The organism is Salirhabdus euzebyi (assembly GCF_014207435.1).
In the GTDB taxonomy this organism is placed as follows: Bacteria; Bacillota; Bacilli; order Bacillales; family Alkalibacillaceae; genus Salirhabdus; species Salirhabdus euzebyi.
The window spans coordinates 1-23,569 of the sequence record NZ_JACHGH010000007.1; the positions used below are offsets into that span (position 1 = coordinate 1).

The window sequence follows — 23,569 nt, forward strand, 5'->3', positions numbered from 1 at the left end:
GTCACACCTGTACCCATTCCGAACACAGAAGTTAAGCTCTCCAGCGCCGATGGTAGTTGGGGTTCTTCCCCTGCGAGAGTAGGACGCTGCTGGGCGTATATAGTTATTCCACCGTAGCTCAGAGGTAGAGCAATCGGCTGTTAACCGATTGGTCGTAGGTTCGAATCCTACCGGTGGAGCCATATGCTTCCATAGCTCAGCAGGTAGAGCACTTCCATGGTAAGGAAGAGGTCGCCGGTTCAAGCCCGGCTGGAAGCTTTGGTCCGAACTCTACCGAATTAATTTCAAAGATTATTAGAGACGTTGCTTTTATATAGAGTGGCCCGTTGGTCAAGCGGTTAAGACACCGCCCTTTCACGGCGGTAACACGGGTTCGAATCCCGTACGGGTCATCACATTGGAGGATTAGCTCAGCTGGGAGAGCACCTGCCTTACAAGCAGGGGGTCGGCGGTTCGATCCCGTCATCCTCCACCATACTACATTTATAATAAATGTCGGTTCTAGGCTGCAAACAAAGTCATGCCCTTTGGGTACACAACTTAGCCGGTCTAGCTCAATTGGTAGAGCAACTGACTTGTAATCAGTAGGTTGGGGGTTCAAGTCCTCTGGCCGGCACCATTAAGTAATTATATATGGAGGGGTAGCGAAGTGGCTAAACGCGGCGGACTGTAAATCCGCTCCCTCAGGGTTCGGCGGTTCGAATCCGTCCCCCTCCACCATTGTTGGGCCATAGCCAAGCGGTAAGGCACCGGATTTTGATTCCGCCATGCCCAGGTTCGAATCCTGGTGGCCCAGCCATTTTTTTATTATTTAACAACAGAACGAGCCATTAGCTCAGTCGGTAGAGCATCTGACTTTTAATCAGAGGGTCGGAGGTTCGAATCCTCCATGGCTCATCGTTTGCGGAAGTAGTTCAGTGGTAGAACACCACCTTGCCAAGGTGGGGGTCGCGGGTTCGAATCCCGTCTTCCGCTCCAGAGGTAATTTAAGGGGCCTTAGCTCAGCTGGGAGAGCGCCTGCCTTGCACGCAGGAGGTCAGCGGTTCGATCCCGCTAGGCTCCACCAATACATATTTTAAACAAACTGTTCTCTTATAAGAGAACAGTTTTTTTGTGTTCATTTTATCTTCTTAAATCAGAAAATTAATAGATGCTAATTAAAAGCCAAGAAACTTTACGTTATAAACTTTTTTTAATAAGAAAAGATACGTATATATATACATTATTTTGTCCAGTTGAATCATTGCTACATCTCTATCTAAAATAAGAGTAGAGAAAAAGGAGGAAGAGCCATGTTAAATAAAGATATATCTGTAATAGGAGTTCCAATGGACTTAGGCCAAAATCGACGAGGGGTTGATATGGGTCCTAGTGCCATCCGTTATGCTGGTGTGATTGAACGACTAGAAGCACTAAAGCTTAACATAGAGGATTTGGGGGATATTGAAATTAAGCGTCCAGATCGTCGCAAATTAAATAATGAGGGCAATTTGCGTAATTTAGAGGAAGTTGCAACCGGGAATGAAAATTTAGCATTAGCTGTAGATGAGGTTATAAAAAAAGGCAATTTTCCATTAGTATTAGGCGGAGACCATAGCATTTCAATAGGTAGCCTAGCTGGAATATCTAAGCACTATGAAAACCTAGGAGTAATTTGGTACGATGCTCATGCTGATTTGAATTCGGGTGAAACATCACCATCAGGTAATATTCATGGAATGCCGTTAGGGGTTAGTATAGGAATTGGGCATGAGCGTTTAGTTAAACTAGGTGGCTATGGGCCAAAAATTAAGCCAGAAAATATAGTGATAATAGGTGCAAGATCGATTGACGAAGGTGAACGTAAACTGATAAAAGAAAAAGGTATTAAAGTATTTACAATGCATGAAGTTGATCGTCTAGGTATGTCTAAAGTAATGGGTGAAACGATAAATTATTTAAAGGAACGTACTGACAGTGTTCATTTAAGCCTAGATTTAGATGGATTAGACCCAATGGATGCCCCGGGGGTTGGGACACCAGTAATTGGTGGATTAAGCTATAGAGAAAGTCATCTGGCTATGGAGATGCTAGCAGAAGCAAAAATTATTACATCAGCAGAGTTTGTAGAAGTAAATCCAATTTTAGATGAAAAGAATAAAACAGCATCAGTAGCTGTTGGATTAATGGGTTCTCTATTTGGCGAGAAATTGTTATAATTAGGATAAGACAACGATAATCAGCAACTTATGTCATCATAAGTTGCTTCCTTTTTTATTTAAGAGATCCAATCAAATCTTTAAGCGGAATTTTTTTGACTTTACCTGAGTACTCACGTACTGGTAAGTATTAATTGCGGTACATAATGATGATAAAGGGAATTTAGTTATTGCCCGTGCTAAGAGGCTTGGCATTAAGCCAGGTTTTATTTATGTTTAATAAGAACACTTCACTTCTTCGAAAAGCAAAAAAAGTTGAAATTTTTGAAACCAGATTTGTTTGGTGTTCGTACATGTATAGAACCCGCAAATCAAGCGGAGGTACTTAAAGATGGAAACCATCATCAAACAAAAAATTAAACAAGTAAAAAAAGGTGATCAATCTGCTTTTGAAGAAGTGGTAAACTTTTATCAAAACAAGGTTTTTCAAATATGTTATCGAATGTTGGGTAACATTCACGAAGCAGAAGATATAGCACAAGAAGCATTTATAAGAGCTTATACAAATATTCACTCCTTTGATGAGACGAGAAAGTTTTCTACTTGGTTATACCGAATAGCTACAAATCTTTCTATTGATCGTATAAGAAAAAAGAAGCCAGACTACTTTTTAGATGCAGAGGTTCCGGGTACTGAAGGATTAACAATGTATTCCCAACTTTCAACCGATGAACCATTACCTGAAGATGAGGTTGAAAGTCTGGAGCTCCAATCGTATATCCAAAAGCAAGTGATGACTTTACCCGAAAAATATCGCTCAGTCATTACATTAAGGTACATAGACGATTTATCCCTTTTAGAGATAAGTGAAATTTTGGATATGCCTATGGGTACTGTAAAAACCCGTATCCACCGTGGTAGGGAAGCTTTACGGAAAAAGCTTCAGGATTTGTAAGGGAGTGTATAAGGATGAATTGTCCAAGAGAAATAGTAGAGTATATGCATAAATATTTGGATCATGAAATTACTCGAGACGAAGAAAAAAAATTAAGGGACCACCTTGTAAAATGTGAAGGGTGTCAACATCATTTTCATGAATTAAAGCGTACCACTACATTAGTTCAAAGTATAAGCAACGTGCAAGCACCAACGAACTTTGCCTCTAAAGTAATGAACAGTTTGCCGAAAGAGAAAAAAACAATTAGCTATAAAAGATGGTTTAAAGCTCATCCGGTTTTTACTGCAGCAGCCATTTTCTTTGTGCTTATGCTATCAAGCATAGTTTCCTTATGGAATCAAGGTGATCAGCTAGTTGTTTCCAACCAGGAGCACATTGTTTTTGAAGATAATGTCGTGATTGTTCCTGAAGGTAAAGTCATATCAGGCGACTTAGTAGTGAAAAATGGCGACTTGAGAATTGAAGGAAAAGTAGAAGGTGATGTAATTTTAATTAATGGAAAATTATTGAATGATTCCTTTGAAGATGGGGATAAGCTTAAAGCATCTGCTGGCGAAGTTACTGGTGAGATTGAAGTCGTAAACCAAGTATTTGAGTGGGCTTGGTATCATGTGAAAAAGACAGTAGGTAAAGTTGTTTCTTTTAGTGGCTCCGTTTTTTAATCGTTTATTGTTTTATTATAAAACTAATTTTTCAACTTAGGTGAATACACATGTAAGCGAAGTATCTCCTTACGGTTGATTAGGTACATCTTGTTGGGCATGAGTTCACAATTTGATTGGACTCATGCCCTTCACTTTGCCTCTAGTCAGGTATCCTCGCGTTCAAATCTTTATGTATGCTATAATAAAATTAGTGTGAAAAAATGTAAATTTATTTTATCAATACAACGGTAGAAGGAAGTGTGCACATGCTTGATGGGGGATTTGATTTCGTAGAATTATTGCGAATAATTATAGATGTCGCCCTTGTATGGTTTGTTTTATATAAATTATTCATGCTAATCAGGGGTACAAAAGCTGTTCAGCTTTTAAAAGGTATATTTGTTGTGTTAGCTATCTTTTTCTTGAGCTCCATCTTTGGGTTGCAGACTGTTCGATGGCTAATGTGGCAAACCATTATGTGGGGACCATTAGCTGTCATAATCCTTTTCCAACCTGAAATAAGGCGGGCTCTGGAACAATTAGGTAGAGGAAAGTTCTTTTCCCGGAGCTATTCTGAAGAACAGGAAATTAATCATTCGATAGAGGCTATCGTTAAATCATGTCAGTACATGGCAAAACGAAGAATCGGTGCATTAATTTCCATTGAAAGAGAAACAGGTATGAGTGACTATGTGGAAACAGGTATCGCTATTAATGGTAAATTAACGAGCGAGCTTTTGACCAATATATTCATTCCTAACACACCATTACATGATGGTGCTGTTATTATTAAAAGAGACGTCATTGAAGCAGCAGCATGTTATCTTCCGTTGTCTGAAAGTCCTTTTATTTCAAAAGAACTAGGAACTCGGCACCGTGCAGCATTAGGTATTAGCGAGGTAACCGATGCCCTTACAATCGTTGTGTCCGAGGAAACAGGATCGGTATCCTGTACAAAGAACGGGGAACTACACCGAAGTTTAGAAGATGACGCACTAAGAGAAATTCTATCTAGTGAGTTAAAGTCGATTTTTGCTCCAGCGACAAAAAGTTGGAACTGGAGGGGGAAGAAAAATGGATAAGTGGTTAAAGACCCCTTGGTTTATAAGAGTAATTTCTTTACTACTCGCTATTGGTTTATATGTAACGGTAAGCTTAAATGAACAAAATGCAACTCGCCCTGACGGAACTATTTTCCCGAAAACTTCAAACGAAGTAGCCACTATAAATAATGTTCCATTACAGGTTCATTTAGATGAAGAAAAATATGTTGTACAAGGTGTTCCACAGTATGTAAGTGTTTCGATTCAAGGTTCTACAAGTGTAGTAGAGGCTACGGCCAGACAGAGAAACTTTGATATATTCGTTGACTTAGAAGGTTTAGAAGAGGGCACTCATGAAGTGAAGGTACAGCATCAAGGTATATCGAATCAACTATCTGTTCAAATGGAACCAGAGACATTAGAAGTTACGATTGAGGAAAGGGCTACGAGTGAGTTTAAAGCTGAAGTAGAAATGTTGAATTATGAAGATATGGATGATGGGTTTATTTTAGGAGAACCAATCATTTCACCTGAAACAGTTAGTGTCACTGGCTCTAAGTCAGAAGTCGACAAAGTTGCAATGGTTAAAGCAATTGTTGATTTGACCGGGGTAACAGATGAAATAGATATAAGAAATGCACCCGTTAAGGTGTATGACCAACAAGGAAATGAGCTTAATGTGTATGTAAACCCATCTACCGTTCATGTGCAAATACCACTAGAGGTTGGCAGAAAAGAAGTACCTTTAACCTATACAACTACGGGTGAATTAGGTGAAGGAATAAGCCTAGAGTCTATTTCTCTAGAACAAGATACGGTGATGGTATTCGGACAAGCTGAAGTGTTAAATGGTATTGAGAGCATAGATAATCTCATTATTGATTTAACTAATATAACAGAAGATAAAACAATAGAACTAGTTGTTCCTATTCCACCAGGAGTGACTAGAGTAGAACCGATAACTGTCAATGCAACTATTAACGTAGAACCAACAGAAACGGTAACCATCGAAAATATACCTATCCAAGTAACGAACTTGGAGGATGGAAAAACGGTTTCATTTATAGAGCCAGAAGAAGAAACTGTTGCGATAACTGTATTTGGAACAGCTCAACAACTAAAAGATATATCTGAAGAACAATTTTCGGCAAGTATAAATGTAGAAGGTTTCTTTAATGGTGAATTTGAAACAGTAATCGACCTTAAAGGTCCAGATGGTATTATGATGAAACCAAATTACAATAATGCACGTGTGCGAATTGAGTAAATAGAATGTTAGGGAACAGAGTGAAGGAGCGATCTTAATATGGGTAAATATTTTGGTACTGACGGTGTAAGAGGCGTTGCGAACAAGGACTTGACACCTGAGTTAGCTTTTAAATTAGGCCGTTATGGCGGATATGTACTAACGAAGGATAGTGAAAAACGTCCAAAAGTATTAATTGGTCGCGACACCCGTATTTCAGGGCATATGCTTGAGGGAGCATTAGTTGCTGGACTTCTTTCTGTTGGTGCAGAGGTTATGCGTTTGGGTGTTATTTCTACACCGGGTGTTGCCTTTTTAACAAAAGCGTTAGGAGCAGAAGCTGGGGTAATGATTTCAGCATCTCATAATCCAGTAGAAGACAACGGGATTAAATTTTTTAGTCCAGATGGATTTAAATTAACAGATGCTCAAGAAGCGGAAATCGAAAAGCTAATTGATCAAGAAGAAGATTTACTTCCACGTCCAACGGGAGCAGGAGTAGGGCAGGTAAATGACTACTTCGAGGGCGGCCAAAAATATATGCAGTACTTAAAGCAAACAATTGACTATGATTTTGATGGTTTGCACATCGCTTTAGACTGCGCGAATGGTTCTACTTCATCACTTGCACCGCATTTATTTGCTGACTTAGAGGCAGAAATATCGACGATAGGAACATCCCCGGATGGACTAAATATTAATGATGGTGTTGGCTCAACGCATCCTGAAACCTTGCGCGAGGTAGTAATGGAAAAGGGTGCAGATATAGGTCTTGCTTTTGATGGTGATGGTGATCGTTTAATAGCCATTGATGAAAAAGGAAATATCGTTGATGGTGACCAAATCATGTATATTTGCGCGAAGTATTTAAAATCAAAAGGTAGACTAAAGCAAGATACAGTTGTTTCCACAATAATGAGTAATATAGGCTTTTATAAAGCCATTGAAGCAAATGATATGTACAGTGTGAAAACAGCTGTTGGTGATCGATATGTCATGGAAGAAATGCGTAAAAGTGGCTACAACTTAGGTGGAGAGCAATCGGGTCATATCATCTTCCTCGATTACATTACTACTGGAGATGGCATGCTTTCTGCTCTACAATTAGTAAATATTTTAAAAGATACTGGGAAGAAATTATCTGAATTGGCAGAGGAAATGGAAATTTTCCCGCAAGTATTAAAAAATATAAAAGTTATTGATAAAAATCAAATCCATACAAATTCTCTTATACAAGAAGAAATAAACAAAGTGGAAGAAAGTTTAGGAAGTAATGGAAGAGTACTTGTCCGACCGTCAGGTACTGAACCACTTGTCCGAGTAATGGTTGAAGCCCCGACCAAAGAGGATTGCGAAAAGTATGTAGATCAAGTGGCAACAGTTATCCAACAACAATTAGGTATGAAAGAATAACAAAGATATGCGCAGGTATCACAAAGAAGTGACCTGCGCATATTGTATTATGTAAGATATGAAATGAAATTGTAACAAAAAATGGCATTGACGCGTCTTACTATTGTCGGATAAAATTGTAATTGCGCCTTGTGATAAAAACGCAAACTTCAACAAAGAATATCATTAATTGGAATCAAGGCCTTGATTCGAACATAGACAGGAGGGTCGTATGTTAAAAATATAAAGCGCCAGGACTAGATCGTACAGAGCGAACTAATGAGTAAAACTAAACTCAGGTCGCTATAGATTTAGTTGACGAGGTGGAGGTTCATCGAGATTGTTCGGCGGATGCCTCCCGGTTGTTACATCTCAACCGCACGTTTTGAATGGAAAACAAAGAGGTGACTCTTTGCACAAATATTCAAGACAAGATGAAACACTTAAAACACGAGAAAGGGGCAAACAAAAAGCCCCTATTAAATAGCAAGGTCTGTTTGCCCCTTTACTAAGGGAGGAAACACGAATATGTGTGGAATTGTAGGATATATAGGACATCAAGATACGAAAGAAGTTTTATTAAAAGGATTAGAAAAACTAGAATATCGCGGTTATGATTCGGCTGGTATTTCTGTCTTAAATGATAACGGAGTTCATGTTTTCAAGGTAAAAGGAAGAATTGCAACATTACGTGATGCAGTAGATGAAGATGTTCATGCAACAATGGGAATCGGTCATACACGTTGGGCAACGCACGGTGCGCCAAGTAAAGAAAATGCTCATCCACACCAAAGTACGTCTGGTCGTTTTACGATTGTGCATAACGGAGTAATCGAAAACTATGTTGATTTACGTAATGAGTATTTACAAGGAGTTCAACTGAAGAGTGAAACAGACACAGAGGTAATCGTACAGTTACTGGAAAAACTTTACGATCAAAAAGGCAATGTTTCAGAAGCTTTCCGTAAAACCATCAGTCTGTTACATGGTTCCTATGCAGTTGCTGTCATTGATAACGAAGATCCAGATACTATATACGTAGCAAAGAACAAAAGCCCATTACTAGTAGGTTTAGGAGACAATGGGTTTAATGTAGTTTCTAGTGACTCTATGGCTATGCTACAAGTAACGGATCGTTTTGTTGAACTTATGGATAAAGAGGTTGTAATCGTAAAGCGTGAAGGTGTTGAAATTCAAAAGCTTGATGGTACTCGTGTAGAACGTGAACATTTCGTTGCAGAATTAGATGCGAGTGACATTGAAAAAGGAACTTATCCACACTTTATGCTGAAGGAAATTGATGAACAACCAGCTGTCATCCGTAAAATTGTTCAAGAATATAGACATGAAAAGGAAGGTATTAAGCTTGATAAGGATATTCGTCAAGCTATGCTAGATACAGATCGTGTTTATATTATTGCGGCAGGCACTAGTTATCATGCAGGCTTAGTTGGTAAACAACTAATAGAAAACTTAGCAAAAGTACCTGTTGAAGTACATGTAGCTAGTGAATTTTCTTATAATATGCCACTTTTATCTGAAAAACCGTTATTTATCTTTATATCCCAAAGTGGAGAAACGGCTGATAGTCGTTCTGTACTTGTACAAATAAAAGAAATGGGTTATCCAGCTCTAACGATTACAAACGTACCAGGCTCTACCCTTTCTCGTGAAGCGGACTATACACTGCATCTTCATGCAGGTCCTGAAATTGCTGTTGCATCTACAAAAGCATATACAGCACAAATTGCCGTACTTGCTATTCTTGCTGTAGATACAGCGAAGGCAAAAGGAATTGATTTGGATTTTGATCCACTTCAAGAACTCGCAATTGTTTCTTCTGCTATAGAAGCACTTTGCGATCAAAAAGATGAAATTGAGGCAGTGGTTTCCAAATATTTAGAAACAACTCGTAACTGCTTCTTCATCGGTCGCGGAATTGATTACTTTGTTGGTCAGGAAGGCGCATTGAAGTTAAAAGAAATATCATATATTCAAGCAGAAGGCTTTGCTGGTGGTGAATTAAAACACGGTACGATTGCTCTTATTGAAGAAGGTACACCAGTAATTGCACTAGCAACACAAAAAAATGTTAATTATTCCATTCGTGCAAACGTACAAGAGGTTGTAGCACGTGGTGCAAATGCATGCATTATTAGCATGGAAGGACTGAACGAAGAAAACGACGCATTTGTCGTACCTGCAGTCCATGAATTACTAACACCACTTGTTTCAGTAGTACCACTACAATTAATTGCTTATTACGCTGCACTTCATCGTGATTGTGACGTTGATAAGCCACGTAACTTGGCAAAAAGTGTAACGGTAGAATAATTATTTATAACTAGCTATAACCTACTGGGGATTTTTCTCTAGTAGGTTATTTATTTTTCCTTTCTCAAATTAAATATGTAGCAACATGTATTCCAGCAAAATATTTTTTTGATAGTAATCAAAATGCTTAATTAGTGTTGAGAAGAGAAATGCTTGATCAGTTGCACTCATTTGAATTTCCATATTGTCGACCAAAATATCTTTTGTACGATCTATATATAAGTGTTGCATAGAAAAAAAGTACTTTGTAGTAGTGCCATTATCAACTAATGTTTTTAACATGTAATCAAAAAAGAAGCGAAACTCATTAGGATGTTCTATTAGTTCATCAAATGTTGAGGGCAGCTGCTCTAAATGAAAAGTGTCTTTTATTGCATTTTCTAATTGTTGAATACTAGCATCCTTCCTTGCATGATGGTGTGGAAACGACAGTTTTCCAGGACTTATTTTAATAATGCTTTGGTGATATTGATCCATGTATCCTGGTAAATAACTTTCAAGTAGATAGGTAATGATTAGTAACGTTTTAGCTTGTTTTTCTATGTTAGTGGCTATTTCAACATATGTGTCAGCCTCTAAAATAGGCTTGGAGCCGTTTTTTTCGATATTAACGGTATCATGTAAAAGTCTTAAGACATCTTCATAAAAAACAGTAAAGGTATTAGAACTTGGCTCCCAATTTGTATTAATTGAATACCAAACGCTTTTCAATACTTCGTGTTGAGTACTTAGTTTCGAAAAAAAGGAAGGGACCTCATCTACTTGTAAAAGTAAGTTTACATCTTGATATATTTTTTCTACTTTGTCACGGTTTTCTTTTGGAAGCTCTTTTTTATTCCCTTTTTCTGAAACCCCTAATCCAACCGTTCCTGATTCGCTAATTTCTCTAATTTTTATTTCTCCTATAAAAAAACGATGAATTCCATCACTATCATATAGTTCTTTTTCGATTAAGTGACCTAATTGGAGTGTCCCTCTTACTTCTGCAATATTTACTGCCTGTATATGGTACTCATAAACGTTTAAGTAATTCGCATAATCATTTAAATAATGAATTTGTTGATTTAAATAATTAACTTGTTGTTGGAGGTTTTTAATAATTTCTTCGTTTGTTTGCTTGTAATGCATTGGAACACCTCGTAGAAAAAACTTCTTTCACTCTTTTTTACGATTTGAATATACTATAAAATACTTATTCCATTGGAGGTATCATTATGTATCATGGAAAGAATGGTCAAATAAAAGGATTGGAACGAGCCTCACAAGATAATCTACACATTGACAATCAAAAAAAGGTTCGGACTCCAAGGTTAGATTCATTTGAAATGGATGATCATTATTTTCTACGCATTAGTCTCCCTGGAGTAAAAAAGGATAATTTAGAAGTTTATTTTGGTCAGGAAGGATATCTTGAAATAAAAGGAAAAGTTGTTACAATTATTCCTGAAAATTTCAAAAAAATTATTTCTCAAGAGATTTATCAGGGTCCTTTTCATCGGAAAATACAATTGCCGAATACAGTAAAAAAGAATGACGTAAATTTTAGTTACGAGAACGGTATTTTAGAAATTTATATAAGTAAATGATAAGGTTGTGAGAAAAATGGCTTTTGCTGATAATGAACCGATTGGTATCGTGTTTTTTGGTGGAGTAAAAATTAATCAAATGGAAACGACCGCTAATTTTGCAATAGGAGAATCACTTTTTCAGTCATTAGAGAGCCAGGTTAAAAATAATTTAATTGCAGGGCAAACATTTGGGGATTTTGATTTTAACAATCTTCAGCCAGTAGCTTCGCCATTATATGACCCTGATGGCTTTGATTCATTCATGCCTATTGCACAATCTTCTTTAGGTTTGGAGGACTAATAAGTAAATGAAAGTACACTTCAAATAATTGGGGGTGTACTTTTTTAAAGCCTGTTTTATAATAGATTGTTGTTTCTTACATATAAAATGGAAACTAGAGGTAACTATAACTGGATTTGCCCTTTGAAGCTGCTGAGTCTATACGACTGCTTCAAGCAGAATATTTTGCTTTCAACGGGCAATTCACCTGCATATTTAAAATATTACAGGTGAATTAAGGATACATTTGATTATATAAATAGGGATAAGTGTAATAAATAGGATAGGCATTGGGCTGATAATTAGAGTTGTAGAGTTGGTTATATGGTGTATACAGTTGTTCATTTCTTTTTATTAGTCTGGGATCATTTACGGGAGATTGGTAAGGACTCATGTTAATATAGGAGCCATCACCGTATGCACTGCCAACACCATTTGTTGTCTGGGCTTCGCTTAAAAGATCTTTAAAATTACCTGTTCCTACTACTAAAGAAGAAGTTCCTGAGAGTTGAAATACTTTAAAGTTACCTATATTAATCTCTATTTTTGGAATAATCTTATCCTCCTTCTTTTAAAAGTCAAACGGAATTTCTAATTCATCATTTACTTTATTAAATGTATAAGTAAGTACTCCCTTTTCATAACTTGAAGAATAACTTGATGTGAGGACTGATTTTTTTAAAAATATTTCTCTTTCATAATAATTTTGAGGCAAGTCACTAGTGATTAGCTGAGTAGATTGAACAGGTTTTAATGAATGTGTTTTAATTTTTAATGTCAATGCTTGATCATTATGGAAGTAAATTTTTGCGTGACTTTTATTTTGTAATCCTGGAGCAACAATTATTAAGTAAAGGTTTTCTTCATCTTCCCAAATTTCAATCGGTATTATTTCAATTCCCTTCCTCTTGCTTGTTCGTAAACCGTGAATGTCTCCCCAAAAATCATCGTTTAAAACGGAATGGTATTGCTTAATCATTTGTTTCAAGTCATGTATATGTTCTGGATTAAACTGTGTTTCAGGTATTGCATTAAAAGGAAAACCATTTTTTTTGTTAAAAAAATCTGTAGGATTCAATATGTTAACCCCTTTCTGACGTATTTGTACTCTAGTCTATTCATTCAAATGCCTATTTGTTCTAATTAAACAATTTGTTATTTCATTGGATTTACTTAAGGAAACATTAAGCTTTTTTTAAAACAAACTAATTGACATATTGTTATAATATATTTACAATTTGTTCCTAATTACAAATATATGAATTTGAGATATATGAAGAAAAGGGGGTTACAAATAGTGGAAAACAAATTCTTTGAGAGACCAACCGTTTATGTAGGCGAGGTAAGTATAAATGTAGTGAATTTGGAAAATTCATTGGATTTTTATCAAAATATTATGGGATTTGCTATTCTTGATAGAGCCGATGGAAAAGTCAGGTTAACAGCAAATGGTAAAACGCCATTATTGACATTGGAACAACCGGAAAATGTAAAACCTAAAGAAGAAAGAACCACAGGCTTATTCCACTTTGCTATTCTTTTACCTACAAGAGCGGATCTTTCAGCATTTTTAAAACATATCTTAGAGACAGAACATCGATACGGTTTAGGGGCATCTGACCACTATGTTAGTGAAGCACTTTATCTTTCGGACCCGGATGGTAATGGTATTGAGGTATATCGTGATCGTCTTTCTTCTGAGTGGAACTGGGATGGGGATAAAGTGGAGATGGCTACGGTTCAATTAGATGCAGAAGGATTATTAGCAGAAAGTAACGAGCCGTGGAGCGGACTTCCTTCTCGTACTGTAATGGGTCATATTCATTTACATGTTTCGGATTTAGATAGTACAGAGAGATTTTATGTAGATGGATTGGCTTTTGATATTGTTACAAGATATCCTGGTGCGCTTTTTGCTTCAACTGGTGGATATCACCACCACATTGGCCTAAACGTTTGGAATGGAGTTGGTGCAAATCCTCCAGCGGAGAACAGTGTTGGGCTGAACTGGTTTACACTTGTTTATCCTAATGAAGAGACAAGAAGTGAAGCGGTGAACCGACTAGTACAATCAGGTGTTACAGTGACACAAGAAAGTGATTTTTATGTAGCAAAAGACCCATCATCCAATGTTATCCGAATGGTATTACCTAAATAAAGAACCGAGATACATATCTCGGTTCTTCCTATTGTTAAGCTTTAATTACATTATACAGATGTAACATATCCGCTTTTGAAAATATCTTAGGTACGGGATAGAGAGGATTAGCCTCTTTTAAAGCGCGTTCCACCATTAAGGGGATATCCTTTTCAACAATCCCTTCCACAGTATTCGGAATATCCATCTTCCTGTTTAAACGTTTAATTTCCTCAATAAATTGGTTTGCCTTCTGCTCGATTGTATCACCCTCACTACCTATCCCGACTAAATCAGCTAGTTCAGCTAAAGGTTTATGTACGGTCGTTCCATAGTACTCAAGGACATGAGGTAAAATAATGGCATTAGCTAATCCGTGCGGGAAAGAATAAAAACCTCCAAGAGTATGTGCAATGGCATGGACATTACCTACGTAAGCCCGAGTGAATGCAACACCTGCTAGATATGCTGCTTTTTGCATATTCGTTCTAGCAGTTATATTGGAACCATTTGTATAAGCTTCATAAAGGTTATCAAAAATTAATTTGACTGCCTCCATGCTATATTGAGTTGTTTCCTTTGTATTACTCTTACCAATGTATGCTTCAATAGCGTGTGTTAGTGCATCCATTCCAGTTGATGAAGTGATGTGTGGTGGAAGCTTTACTGTTAATAACGGGTCAAGCACAGCATAATGGGGAATGAGTGACATATCGTTTACCGGGTATTTTTCATGTGTTTCACTATTCGAAATGACGGCTGCAACAGTTGCTTCACTCCCCGTACCAGCAGTCGTTGGAACAGCAAATAATGGAGGAATCTGCTTTCTTACTTTCAGAATTCCTTTCATTTTTTCGATTGATTTATTTGGCCTAGCAAGCCTTGCTCCAACACCTTTTGCACAATCTATGGGTGAGCCCCCACCAAATGCAATAATACCTTGACAGTTATTTTCTTTATACATGTGTAAAGCCTCTTCAATATTGTGGATTGTTGGGTTTGGAATGGTTTTATCATAGACTGAAACCTTTATACCCTCTTCTTTTAAGTCAACCAACAATCGATCTATTATTCCTAGGGATATTAGTCCTTTATCCGTTACAACTAAAACGCTTTCAATATTTTGATCTTTAACTACTTTAGAAAGCTTACGTAAACTATTTTCTCCTTGGATTAGTTCAGGTTTGCGCCAAGGAAATAAAAAAGAAGTCATGCGAAACGTTTTTTGGTAAAAACGACAATACATTTTGTACATCTGAAAGCCTCCTTTTTCAGAATATTTCATATATTAAATACACCATATTAAATCAAAAAAGTCTATATAATTTGAAATGTTGTTTGGGGTGGGGAAGAAGGGATTTTAAGATGTTAGATGGAATAAGAAACTAGTAAAAAATTAGTTAAGCATATATTGGAGGCAGACTATTGGATATATTTATTTCAGATCTAGATGGTACATTACTACAAAAGGATGCAACTTTATCAACAACAACCAAGGACATACTTATCAATCTTTTAAACGAAGGTCTCCTTTTTACTGTTGCAAGCGCAAGAAGCGTGAAAACTATTCAGCCTATATTACAGGGTATTCCAATATCGATTCCTATTATTGAGTTTAACGGGGCTTATTTATCTGACCTACATACTGGAGAGCATTTATTTGTACATAATATCGAAACGAGCTTGTTAGATTCCATTTATTCTATTGGACTAAGGCATAAAACTAAGCCTTTTATTTCTACTTATAACGGTAAAAAAGACTGTTTATATGTGCCTGAAATTGATAATGCTGGTCAGGATTTTTATTTTCAAGAGCGAGTTAGAATGAAAGATGACAGACTTATCAAGGGTGAGAAATTACCTAGTAGCTTTCAAGATAAAGTTGTTTGTTTCACATTTATTAATCGCCTTGAAATGTTAATAGGGTTGAAAGACGAATTGGTAGACCAATTGGGCTCACGAGTGGAAGTTCACTTGTTTGAGGAAATATATAATCCCGGATGGTATTGGTTAACCATACATGATAAAAGAGCAACAAAAGATCAAGCAATTCAAACTTTAAAAGAGTACATCAATTTACCGACTGCAAAAGTAACTGTTTTTGGTGATCAAGTAAACGATATAAAAATGTTTAAGTCGGCCGACTATGCTGTAGCAGTAGAGAATGCTTGTGATGAATGCAAAGATATAGCAGACAAAACGATAGGTTTACACACAGAGGATAGTGTAGCAAGGTACATACAAGCAGCATGGGTGTTAAAGAAGAAGGGTGTTAAGCAAAAGGAAAAACTCTAGCTTAAGAATCTGCTAGAGTTTTTATTGTTGTTTGAAAATTTAAAATTTTAATCTGTCTATTGTCTTTTAAAATGAGTCTGGTAATATAAATACAATTTACTTAATTAGGGGGGAAAGAAAATGATTAGAGAGCTTTTAGAAAGTGATCGAAACCAAACGATGGATTTTATAAAGGAAAAACCTGCAGAAAACTTATTTATGATTGGTGATATTGAGGCCTTTGGGTTTGATGAAGACTTCCAAGATGTATGGGGAGATTTTGATGGCCTAGGAAATTTAAAGGCAGTTTTACTTCGCTATCGTGAAAATTTTATTGTTTATGCCCCTAATGACTTTGACGCGGCAGCCTTTGCGGATATTATTGAAAAAAGTGATCAAAAAACAAAAATGATTTCAGGTATTTCGGAAATTGTTCATGAAGTTCAAAAGTATTTAACGAAACAACCGAGTAAAACAAGAGAATTTTATTATGCCAAATGTGAATCATTGACGGAATTAGAAGTAGCTAACGTAGATATAAAATTAGCTGACATTAAAGACATACCACGTATTATTGCATTGCATGACCAGACGCCTGAATTCGATGCAAGAGATGGTCGTGAGGAAAGTATGACTAGAAATATGGAAGCGGGAATATCGCGAACTTACTTTGTAGAAGATGGGGAAACAATTGTTTCCACTGCTATGACAACAGCAGAAAATAGTATGTCAGCTATGGTTATTGGGGTTGCAACACATAAAGACTATATGAAAAAAGGATATGCCAGTGCTTGTATGACAAGATTATGTAAGGATTTACTTTCAGAAGGTAAAAGTCTTTGCCTATTTTATGACAACCCTGCTGCAGGGAAAATTTATAAAAGATTAGGGTTTGTAGATATAGGAAAATGGTCTATGAACCAATTTTAATAAGAACGAACCATGTTAATATGGTTCGTTCTTACATTTTTTATCGAAGTATTGATAGACGGATTTTAGGTTTGGAACAATCCCATTAACGCCTCGCCATTTTTGGAATTTAGGGGGTGTGACAATATGGGAAATAAAATGTTCTAAAGAATGTTGTTGTTCATGTGCTTGCTTTGCATGATCGATTAAAAACGTTAAATAGTCTTTTAACTCATGCAGCGATGCAAAAGTACTAACATTTCCGTGCCCAGGTACAAGTTGATTGATCTCCATTTTTTCTACTTTGTTTAAGATAAGTAGAAATTCCTCAGGATCATGAATAGGTAAATGCAAAGCTTCCGTAACGATGTCCCCCATAAAAGCTATCTTATCCTCTGGTAAATAGAGCAAGGTATCACTAGGGGTATGTCCACCTCCATAGCAGTACAACTCCACCCTGCGGTTAGCTCCATGTAAAACAAGTTTATCTTCAAAAATCAGATTTGGGTAAACCATTTGAAGCTGAGGTAAATCATCCAATACTTTAGACATTTCTTCATATTGGTTTCGTAAACCTTCCTTCAAAGTACCATCGGTTGTCGCTTCGGCTTGTTGATTTAAACCGTTTAAATAAACTTCCATTTCCTTTTGTTCGGTACGTAAATCCTTCATCACATTTCTTTCTTTATGTAACTGGTGTGTAACGGAAGTGGAAATAATCGTACAATCGGAAAATACTTGATTACCAAAGACATGATCACCATGATAGTGACTATTGATTAAATAGACCACTTTTTTACCACTAATTTCTTCTGCAACTTTTCTTAATTCTTGAGCAGCAGATGGGGTAGAAAACGCATCAAAAACTAACAATCCATCCCCTAAATCAACAAAACCAGCATTGCTCCATGCACCTGTACCTGGTTTAGCAATAGCCGCAAAAACACCATCAGCTAACTGATATAAAGTAAAGTACTCCGTATCTTTCATTACAGTGTTCATGATAGAGACTCCTATTCGAATTTTTCTTTAAAAAACCTTGTGGGTATTATGCTCCAGTGCTCCTAGTTCATAAAGAATGGCAGCATCACTATTTTCGCACCACATTTCTTTCACTTTTCCGTCTTCAAATTCACAAATGAGTATACCGGTTTCTTTCACACGTTGATTTTCTGAGGGAATGTTGAACCATCCACCTTTATAAGTCATCCATCCCGTGTAGCGTACAACTATTTTATCGTTTTGCTCAATTAAATCATCAATAACCCACTCATCATCATGAAATACAGAACGATACCATTTCATAAAATCAATCATTTTCTCTCGGTTATTCTCACCGTTTCGTGAATGGTAAACAAAGTCAGAAGTAGTTAACTCATAAACAACTTCTAGGTTCCCTTTTGTAAAATAATCCTTAAACCATTTTTCAACCACTTGTTTTTTATCTAGGCTAATCACACAATCAGCTCCTTCACCATACGTTGTATAGAACTATTTAAATAGTACTAAATCACAAAGAAAATACCTATATATTTTTTTATGTAAAAAAAGTACAAACATAAATCCTTCCTATTTCCCATTTTACGCTAGTCTTTATGTTAAAACTTTGTTAGTCTATAAGATGTGAGAAAACGCTTTTATTGATAATTTTTTACTATAATATATATTTTCAATCTGGTATAAAGATAAGGGGTTTATTTATGAAAAGATTAGTCATTCTAGGTGGGGGTTACGGTGGAATCAAAATAGTAAATAAACTGCTAAACAGTGGTTTGCCAAAAGATGTACAAATAACATTAGTGGATCGAAATCCATATCACTCATTAAAGACAGAGTTCTATGCCATTGCGGCTGGCACTTCATCTGATAAGGAAGTACGAATTGGTTTTCCAGAGCATGAGCAATTAGATGCTGTGTTTGGTGAAATAGAGAAAATTAATACGGATGAACAAAATATTGAAATACGTGAAATCGAAGAACCCATTCCTTACGACTATTTAGTTATTGGGTTAGGCTGTGAAGATAATTATCATGGCATTGATGGTGCACGAGAATTTACTCACAGTGTACAAACGATTGCGAAAGCAAGACGTACAGGAATTGCTGTAGGAAATTTGGATGCATACGGAAAAGTAGCTATTGTCGGTGCTGGATTGAGTGGGATAGAGGTTGCTTCTGAAATAAGGGAAAGTAGACCTGATCTTAACGTTCGCTTGTTAGATCGAGGGGCTTCTGTCTTAAGTGCTTTTGATCCAAAAATTCAAGAGTATGTGGAGAGCTGGTTTGAAAAAAATGACGTAGAAGTCATTCACCATGCCAACGTAGAATATGTTGAAAAAGATGCGGTATGTAATAATGGTATTTGCTTTTTAAATGATGTAACGATTTGGACGGCGGGTGTAAAGCCAAATCATCTAGTAGCAGATTTGCCATTCGAGAAAGACCCTCACGGAAAAGTAGTCTTAAATGAATATTATCAAGTACCAACACAACAAAACGTTTATGTAGTCGGTGATTGTGCTTCTTCCGTTTATTCTCCAAGTGCCCAATTAGCAGGACAGCAAGGAGAAAAAATAGCAGACGTACTTTCAGCAGTATTACATGATAAGGAGCCCCAGCTTCCGAAAGAAGTGAAATTAAAAGGTGCTCTCGGCTCTTTGGGTAAGACAGATGGATTTGGAAATATGTTCAGTCAACCATTTACTGGTCTTATTCCGCGACTTGCTAAAACGGGAGTTCTCTGGTTAAGTAGAAGACACTAAGATAATAGTTGAGAAGGTGCTCGCCATATGGCGGGTTTTTCTTTACGCTTTACTTCTTACAATTTTCCCTTTATCATTATAAATTGATTGTATTATGGCATACTTTTAGTAATAGAAAGAATTTTGTAACGTTTGAAATGAGGGTATAACGATGCATAAAGAGTCCATTTATGGATTAACATTTGAAAAATTAACCAATTGGCTTGTAGAACATGGTCAAAAAAAGTTCCGTGCTACACAAGTTTGGGATTGGCTTTATAATAAGCGCGTATCTGCATTCACGGACATGAAAAATGTAAATAAAGATTGTTTAGAGCTTTTAGAACAGCATTTTGCTATCCATACATTACAAGAAGAAATTAAACAAGAATCATCAGATGGGACAATTAAGTTTTTATTTAAATTACGTGATGGAAACTTGATTGAAACCGTATTAATGAAACAAAAATATGGAATGTCTGTTTGTGTTACGACACAAGTAGGCTGTAATATTGGATGCTCATTCTGCGCTAGTGGTTTATTAACGAAAAATCGAGACCTTTCTAGTGGTGAAATAGTAGAGCAAATTATGAATGTGCAGCACCACTTAGATGCAAGAGGGAAAGAAGAGCGAGTTAGCCACGTTGTTGTTATGGGTATAGGAGAACCGTTTGATAACTACGATAATTTAATGGATTTCTTACATGTCATTAATGCCCAACCGGGATTAGGGATTGGGGCAAGACATATTACTGTCTCTACAAGTGGCCTTCCAAACAAAATTCGTCAGTTTGCGGATGAAGATATCCAGGTTAACTTGGCAGTATCGTTACACGCACCAAATAATGAACTACGAACACGGATTATGAAAATCAATAAGGCATTTCCATTAGAAAAACTGATGCCTGCTATTGATTATTATTTAGAGAAGACAAACCGTAGAATTACGTTTGAATATATTTTATTAAGAGACGTGAATGATCATAAAGAAGAAGCACTGGAATTGGTTAAGTTAATCGGGGATAAACGAAAATTATGCTATGTAAACTTAATTCCTTATAATCCGGTTGATGAACATAACCAATATGAACGAAGCGTGAAGGAAGCTATTTTAACTTTTTATGACACACTAATGAAAAACAACATTCAATGTGGTGTCCGAGTTGAACATGGAACAGATATCGATGCTGCTTGTGGTCAGTTAAGAAGTAAGCAAATTAAAAGAGAGAAAGAAAAATCAAAATCATAGTTAAAAGGCTAAACCATAGTGGTTTAGCCTTTTTTGGCCTGTTCTATTTCCTCAACAAGTAAAGATAATTCTTCCCATCTTTCCATTGCTTGTTCTAATTCTGTTTCAACCGTTTGTTGTTCAGTAAAAAGCTTTTCCGCCTTTTCTGCATCGCTTCCAGCTTTTAAAATTTCCTGTTGTATTTCTTCTAACCGTTCTTCTAGGTTAGCAATTTTCTCCTCAATTGTTTCCCATTCTTGCTGTTCTTTGTAAGAAAGTTTCCGCGGTTTATTTCTCGGTTTAGCCTGTTGATCTGCTAATTCTTTAGTCAACGCTCTTTGAGTGGCTTGTTCGTGCTCTACTTCCTTTTTTCTGACTTCCATATAATCTGAATAGTTCCCATCGAATATGCGGATATGTGGACTACCTTCAAAAGCAAATAACCTATCCACAACTCTATCTAGGAAGTAGCGATCGTGGGAAACGGTTATAACGACACCAGGAAACAAATCTAGATAGTCTTCTAAAATAGATAATGTTTGAATGTCTAAATCATTTGTAGGCTCGTCTAGAAAAAGAACATTTGGTTCCCCCATTAGAACGCTTAGCAAATAAAGACGTCTTCTTTCTCCTCCAGAAAGTCGGTGAATATACGTCCATTGATGATTTCTTGAAAAAAGGAATCGTTCTAGCATCTGCTCTGCTGTGATAAAATCCCCATCAGCAGTTTTGATTACTTCTGCTCCCTCCTTAATGTATTCAATAACCCGAAGGCTTTCATCCATTTCCACATTTTCTTGGGTGTAATAACCAATCTTTACTGTCGGACCGATTTCAATTGTTCCGTTACTAGGAGAAATCCTTTCCGCAATCATGTTTAATAGTGTGGTTTTCCCACTGCCATTAGGTCCAATAATCCCAAGTCTGTCATTCGGTGTAATCAAATAATTAAAATCCTCAATTAGGGTATTGTCTTCAAATCTCTTAGAAACATCCTTCAACTCAATCACTTTTTTTCCTAGCCGTTGAGATCCAATGGCTATATCGACGGCCCCATTGCTAGAAGCAACTTTTCTGTCTCGTAGCTCTTCCACTCGTTGAATCCTTGCTTTTTGTTTCGTAGTCCGAGCCTTTGCTCCACGGCGCAACCAAGCTAGTTCTCTTCGTAACGTATTTTGACGTTTCTGTTCATCTTTATTGGCTATTTCTTCTCGTTCTGCCTTCTTTTCTAAATAAATCTCATAATTACCTTCATACGTATAAAGGTTACCTTGATCTAATTCAAAAATTTTATTTGTAACTCGATTTAGGAAATAGCGGTCGTGGGTTACTAACATTAAAGCGCCGGGGTACTGTGCTAAAAATCCTTCGAGCCATTCTACTGTCTGATTATCTAAGTGGTTTGTTGGCTCATCTAAAATAAGAAGGTCAGCTGGTTGGATTAACGCTTTAGCGATTGCGACTCGCTTTTTTTGTCCCCCTGACAGATTCATTAAATTTGTGGAATATGCTGTAATACCTAAGCGGGTCAAAACCGTTTTAGCTAATGCATTCGCATCCCATGCCTCATGCTCGTCCATTTTTTGTTGCCACTTAAACAGCTGTTGCTGTTGTTTTTCATTAGTTGGGTCTTCATTTAAGTCCGTTAAAGCCTGCTCATATTGACGTATCGTTTTCATGATAGGGGAGTCCCCGTAGTATATATAATCGAGAACGGTTATATTTTCATCAAAAGCTGGATTTTGTGCTAAGTATTCTATACGAAATAGTTTTGCGTGAATGAGTTGTCCCTCTTCTGCCGAGTCCATCCCAGCGATAACTTTTAATAAAGTGGATTTACCTGTTCCGTTAACCCCTATTAATCCTACTCGATCCTTTTCTTCTACTGTAAAAGAAAGGTCATCAAAAAGTACTTTCTCGCCATATGTCTTTTTTAAGTTTTCAGCCTTTAATACACTCATGCGTACACTCATTTCTTTTCAATCAAATTTTATCTTCATTTCCTATTATACATGTTCAGTGGTTAAATCAGAATGGTATAGTACTAACGTCTTGGTAAAACATTTTTTCACCTTAATTGTATCTTTCAATCAAAATCGATAGTATGTACTTAGATTACAAAAGGGGGGACTCCGGTGAATAAATGGTTCTATTTAAATATCCTCGTTTTAATTCTGGCTATATGGCAGGGCATAAAGGATTCCCCCACTTTCCTAAGCCTTCCTATTATATTCGGGATTGTTGGACTGTTAGCAATCCTCCTTAATTGGAATATGCATAGCCTATTTTCTGAAATTAGAAGGGAAAAGAAGCGGGAACGAAAAATTAAAATTGCTAAAATAGCTAGAAAAATCATGCCTTATCATATGACGATAGGACTCATGGCCCTTTTACTCATCACCATTCATGTCAGCCTTATATTTACGGAATATGCTTTTAACTGGCAGCACACTAAAATGGTGAGTGGCCTTCTAGCATTATTAGCCTTGTTTGCTCAAGTTATTAGCGGTTGGATGCGCCGACGCAGAGCTACGGGAAAAAGAAGAAGAGTACACTTACGATTAGGTTTTGTCTTGTTTTTTAGTATTGTTGTTCATATTCTTCTTTAACAATTTGATAGGAACAAAAGTAGGTCTTCTCCTAATGGAGAAGGCTTTTTTTGGTTGCTTTACAGTAG

Annotated in this window: 21 protein-coding genes, 10 tRNA genes and 1 rRNA gene; 26 read left to right on the forward strand and 6 right to left on the reverse strand. The window is 36.7% G+C overall.

Annotation, left to right across the window (positions count from 1 at the left end; all coding sequences use genetic code 11):
• The 18 genes from rrf to glmS all read left to right on the forward strand — a co-directional run.
• Positions 1-95: ribosomal RNA gene (rrf, locus tag HNQ94_RS12060) — 5S ribosomal RNA — on the forward strand; the annotation flags it as partial.
• Positions 96-107: 12 nt separating this feature from the next.
• Positions 108-182 (forward strand) — tRNA-Asn (locus HNQ94_RS12065).
• A gap of 3 nt (positions 183-185) precedes the next feature.
• Positions 186-258: transfer RNA gene (locus HNQ94_RS12070), tRNA-Thr, on the forward strand.
• A 62-nt stretch (positions 259-320) separates the two neighbouring features.
• Positions 321-392 (forward strand) — tRNA-Glu (locus HNQ94_RS12075).
• Between the two features lie 7 nt (positions 393-399).
• Positions 400-475 (forward strand) — tRNA-Val (locus HNQ94_RS12080).
• Positions 476-543: 68 nt separating this feature from the next.
• Positions 544-619 (forward strand) — tRNA-Thr (locus tag HNQ94_RS12085).
• Positions 620-635: 16 nt separating this feature from the next.
• Positions 636-720 (forward strand) — tRNA-Tyr (locus HNQ94_RS12090).
• Positions 721-724: 4 nt separating this feature from the next.
• A tRNA-Gln gene (locus tag HNQ94_RS12095) sits at positions 725-799 on the forward strand.
• 25 nt (positions 800-824) lie between these two features.
• A tRNA-Lys gene (locus HNQ94_RS12100) sits at positions 825-897 on the forward strand.
• 6 nt (positions 898-903) lie between these two features.
• Positions 904-978, forward strand: a tRNA-Gly gene (locus HNQ94_RS12105).
• Positions 979-990: 12 nt separating this feature from the next.
• A tRNA-Ala gene (locus HNQ94_RS12110) sits at positions 991-1,066 on the forward strand.
• A gap of 226 nt (positions 1,067-1,292) precedes the next feature.
• A complete protein-coding gene (rocF, locus tag HNQ94_RS12115) occupies positions 1,293-2,198 on the forward strand; it encodes an arginase (protein WP_174496889.1) in 906 nt (301 codons plus the stop codon).
• Positions 2,199-2,529: 331 nt separating this feature from the next.
• Positions 2,530-3,093 carry an RNA polymerase sigma factor SigW gene (sigW, locus tag HNQ94_RS12120; RefSeq protein WP_174496888.1) on the forward strand — a complete coding sequence of 188 codons (564 nt, stop codon included), beginning with the start codon at positions 2,530-2,532 and terminating at the stop codon, positions 3,091-3,093.
• Positions 3,094-3,107: 14 nt separating this feature from the next.
• On the forward strand, positions 3,108-3,758 hold the full coding sequence (locus tag HNQ94_RS12125) for a zf-HC2 domain-containing protein (protein WP_174496887.1): 651 nt from the start codon (positions 3,108-3,110) through the stop codon (positions 3,756-3,758).
• A gap of 248 nt (positions 3,759-4,006) precedes the next feature.
• The gene (gene cdaA / locus HNQ94_RS12130; RefSeq protein WP_174496886.1) at positions 4,007-4,822 is read left to right on the forward strand and encodes a diadenylate cyclase CdaA; all 816 of its coding nucleotides are present in this window, start codon (positions 4,007-4,009) and stop codon (positions 4,820-4,822) included.
• Positions 4,815-6,050: a CdaR family protein gene (locus tag HNQ94_RS12135; protein ID WP_174496885.1), complete on the forward strand. Its 1,236-nt coding sequence runs from the start codon at positions 4,815-4,817 to the stop codon at positions 6,048-6,050. The genes cdaA and HNQ94_RS12135 overlap by 8 nt, the downstream gene beginning before the upstream one ends.
• Before the next feature lie 39 nt (positions 6,051-6,089).
• A complete protein-coding gene (glmM, locus tag HNQ94_RS12140) occupies positions 6,090-7,442 on the forward strand; it encodes a phosphoglucosamine mutase (protein WP_174496884.1) in 1,353 nt (450 codons plus the stop codon).
• A gap of 507 nt (positions 7,443-7,949) precedes the next feature.
• Entirely contained in the window at positions 7,950-9,755 is a 1,806-nt protein-coding gene (glmS, locus tag HNQ94_RS12145) for a glutamine--fructose-6-phosphate transaminase (isomerizing) (RefSeq protein ID WP_174496883.1), read from the forward strand.
• 69 nt (positions 9,756-9,824) lie between these two features.
• Here the strand turns inward: glmS and HNQ94_RS12150 are convergent, their stop codons facing one another.
• Complete coding sequence (locus HNQ94_RS12150; protein ID WP_174496882.1) at positions 9,825-10,883, reverse strand: hypothetical protein; 1,059 nt, start codon at positions 10,881-10,883, stop codon at positions 9,825-9,827.
• A gap of 86 nt (positions 10,884-10,969) precedes the next feature.
• On the opposite strand from HNQ94_RS12150, the gene HNQ94_RS12155 reads away from it, so the two are divergent.
• The gene (locus HNQ94_RS12155; protein ID WP_174496881.1) at positions 10,970-11,341 is read left to right on the forward strand and encodes an Hsp20/alpha crystallin family protein; all 372 of its coding nucleotides are present in this window, start codon (positions 10,970-10,972) and stop codon (positions 11,339-11,341) included.
• Between the two features lie 16 nt (positions 11,342-11,357).
• Positions 11,358-11,624, forward strand: coding sequence for a hypothetical protein (locus HNQ94_RS12160; protein ID WP_174496880.1), 267 nt, complete (start codon positions 11,358-11,360; stop codon positions 11,622-11,624).
• A 550-nt stretch (positions 11,625-12,174) separates the two neighbouring features.
• Here HNQ94_RS12160 and HNQ94_RS12165 read toward each other — a convergent pair.
• Positions 12,175-12,681, reverse strand: a complete 507-nt coding sequence (locus HNQ94_RS12165) for a hypothetical protein (protein ID WP_174496879.1) — start codon at positions 12,679-12,681, stop codon at positions 12,175-12,177.
• A 219-nt stretch (positions 12,682-12,900) separates the two neighbouring features.
• On the opposite strand from HNQ94_RS12165, the gene HNQ94_RS12170 reads away from it, so the two are divergent.
• On the forward strand, positions 12,901-13,761 hold the full coding sequence (locus tag HNQ94_RS12170; protein ID WP_246200029.1) for a VOC family protein: 861 nt from the start codon (positions 12,901-12,903) through the stop codon (positions 13,759-13,761).
• 34 nt (positions 13,762-13,795) lie between these two features.
• Here the strand turns inward: HNQ94_RS12170 and HNQ94_RS12175 are convergent, their stop codons facing one another.
• Positions 13,796-14,995, reverse strand: coding sequence for an iron-containing alcohol dehydrogenase (locus HNQ94_RS12175; protein WP_174496877.1), 1,200 nt, complete (start codon positions 14,993-14,995; stop codon positions 13,796-13,798).
• Between the two features lie 170 nt (positions 14,996-15,165).
• Here HNQ94_RS12175 and HNQ94_RS12180 point away from each other — a divergent pair, with 170 nt between their 5' ends.
• Together HNQ94_RS12180 and HNQ94_RS12185 are read left to right on the forward strand one after the other, a co-directional pair.
• Complete coding sequence (locus HNQ94_RS12180; protein WP_174496876.1) at positions 15,166-16,035, forward strand: Cof-type HAD-IIB family hydrolase; 870 nt, start codon at positions 15,166-15,168, stop codon at positions 16,033-16,035.
• Positions 16,036-16,155: 120 nt separating this feature from the next.
• Positions 16,156-16,944 carry a GNAT family N-acetyltransferase gene (locus tag HNQ94_RS12185; protein WP_174496875.1) on the forward strand — a complete coding sequence of 263 codons (789 nt, stop codon included), beginning with the start codon at positions 16,156-16,158 and terminating at the stop codon, positions 16,942-16,944.
• A 15-nt stretch (positions 16,945-16,959) separates the two neighbouring features.
• Here HNQ94_RS12185 and HNQ94_RS12190 read toward each other — a convergent pair whose 3' ends face one another.
• Positions 16,960-17,925, reverse strand: a complete 966-nt coding sequence (locus HNQ94_RS12190; protein WP_174496874.1) for an MBL fold metallo-hydrolase — start codon at positions 17,923-17,925, stop codon at positions 16,960-16,962.
• A gap of 27 nt (positions 17,926-17,952) precedes the next feature.
• The gene (locus tag HNQ94_RS12195) at positions 17,953-18,381 is read right to left on the reverse strand and encodes an ester cyclase (protein WP_174496873.1); all 429 of its coding nucleotides are present in this window, start codon (positions 18,379-18,381) and stop codon (positions 17,953-17,955) included.
• Positions 18,382-18,623: 242 nt separating this feature from the next.
• Between HNQ94_RS12195 and HNQ94_RS12200 the strand changes: the two genes are divergently transcribed.
• Both HNQ94_RS12200 and rlmN read left to right on the forward strand, forming a co-directional pair.
• Positions 18,624-19,685 (forward strand): NAD(P)/FAD-dependent oxidoreductase, encoded by a 1,062-nt coding sequence (locus HNQ94_RS12200; protein WP_174496872.1) that lies wholly within the window; start codon positions 18,624-18,626, stop codon positions 19,683-19,685.
• Between the two features lie 151 nt (positions 19,686-19,836).
• The gene (gene rlmN / locus HNQ94_RS12205) at positions 19,837-20,913 is read left to right on the forward strand and encodes a dual-specificity RNA methyltransferase RlmN (protein ID WP_174496871.1); all 1,077 of its coding nucleotides are present in this window, start codon (positions 19,837-19,839) and stop codon (positions 20,911-20,913) included.
• A gap of 23 nt (positions 20,914-20,936) precedes the next feature.
• Here rlmN and HNQ94_RS12210 read toward each other — a convergent pair whose 3' ends face one another.
• A complete protein-coding gene (locus tag HNQ94_RS12210) occupies positions 20,937-22,853 on the reverse strand; it encodes an ABC transporter ATP-binding protein (protein WP_174496870.1) in 1,917 nt (638 codons plus the stop codon).
• A 174-nt stretch (positions 22,854-23,027) separates the two neighbouring features.
• Here HNQ94_RS12210 and HNQ94_RS12215 point away from each other — a divergent pair, with 174 nt between their 5' ends.
• Entirely contained in the window at positions 23,028-23,501 is a 474-nt protein-coding gene (locus tag HNQ94_RS12215) for a hypothetical protein (RefSeq protein WP_174496869.1), read from the forward strand.
• The last annotated feature ends 68 nt before the right edge of the window (positions 23,502-23,569 follow it).

What these genes read in the sequence shown, in the direction of transcription:
- HNQ94_RS12190 (WP_174496874.1), bottom strand. Translation starts at nt 17,925, where the DNA reads ATGAACACTGTAATGAAAGATACGGAGTACTTTACTTTATATCAGTTA.
- HNQ94_RS12160 (WP_174496880.1), top strand. Translation starts at nt 11,358, where the DNA reads ATGGCTTTTGCTGATAATGAACCGATTGGTATCGTGTTTTTTGGTGGA.
- cdaA (WP_174496886.1), top strand. Translation starts at nt 4,007, where the DNA reads ATGCTTGATGGGGGATTTGATTTCGTAGAATTATTGCGAATAATTATA.
- HNQ94_RS12150 (WP_174496882.1), bottom strand. Translation starts at nt 10,883, where the DNA reads ATGCATTACAAGCAAACAAACGAAGAAATTATTAAAAACCTCCAACAA.
- rlmN (WP_174496871.1), top strand. Translation starts at nt 19,837, where the DNA reads ATGCATAAAGAGTCCATTTATGGATTAACATTTGAAAAATTAACCAAT.
- HNQ94_RS12125 (WP_174496887.1), top strand. Translation starts at nt 3,108, where the DNA reads ATGAATTGTCCAAGAGAAATAGTAGAGTATATGCATAAATATTTGGAT.
- HNQ94_RS12155 (WP_174496881.1), top strand. Translation starts at nt 10,970, where the DNA reads ATGTATCATGGAAAGAATGGTCAAATAAAAGGATTGGAACGAGCCTCA.
- HNQ94_RS12210 (WP_174496870.1), bottom strand. Translation starts at nt 22,853, where the DNA reads ATGAGTGTATTAAAGGCTGAAAACTTAAAAAAGACATATGGCGAGAAA.
- HNQ94_RS12175 (WP_174496877.1), bottom strand. Translation starts at nt 14,995, where the DNA reads ATGTACAAAATGTATTGTCGTTTTTACCAAAAAACGTTTCGCATGACT.
- HNQ94_RS12135 (WP_174496885.1), top strand. Translation starts at nt 4,815, where the DNA reads ATGGATAAGTGGTTAAAGACCCCTTGGTTTATAAGAGTAATTTCTTTA.
- HNQ94_RS12200 (WP_174496872.1), top strand. Translation starts at nt 18,624, where the DNA reads ATGAAAAGATTAGTCATTCTAGGTGGGGGTTACGGTGGAATCAAAATA.
- glmM (WP_174496884.1), top strand. Translation starts at nt 6,090, where the DNA reads ATGGGTAAATATTTTGGTACTGACGGTGTAAGAGGCGTTGCGAACAAG.
- sigW (WP_174496888.1), top strand. Translation starts at nt 2,530, where the DNA reads ATGGAAACCATCATCAAACAAAAAATTAAACAAGTAAAAAAAGGTGAT.
- rocF (WP_174496889.1), top strand. Translation starts at nt 1,293, where the DNA reads ATGTTAAATAAAGATATATCTGTAATAGGAGTTCCAATGGACTTAGGC.
- HNQ94_RS12185 (WP_174496875.1), top strand. Translation starts at nt 16,156, where the DNA reads ATGATTAGAGAGCTTTTAGAAAGTGATCGAAACCAAACGATGGATTTT.
- glmS (WP_174496883.1), top strand. Translation starts at nt 7,950, where the DNA reads ATGTGTGGAATTGTAGGATATATAGGACATCAAGATACGAAAGAAGTT.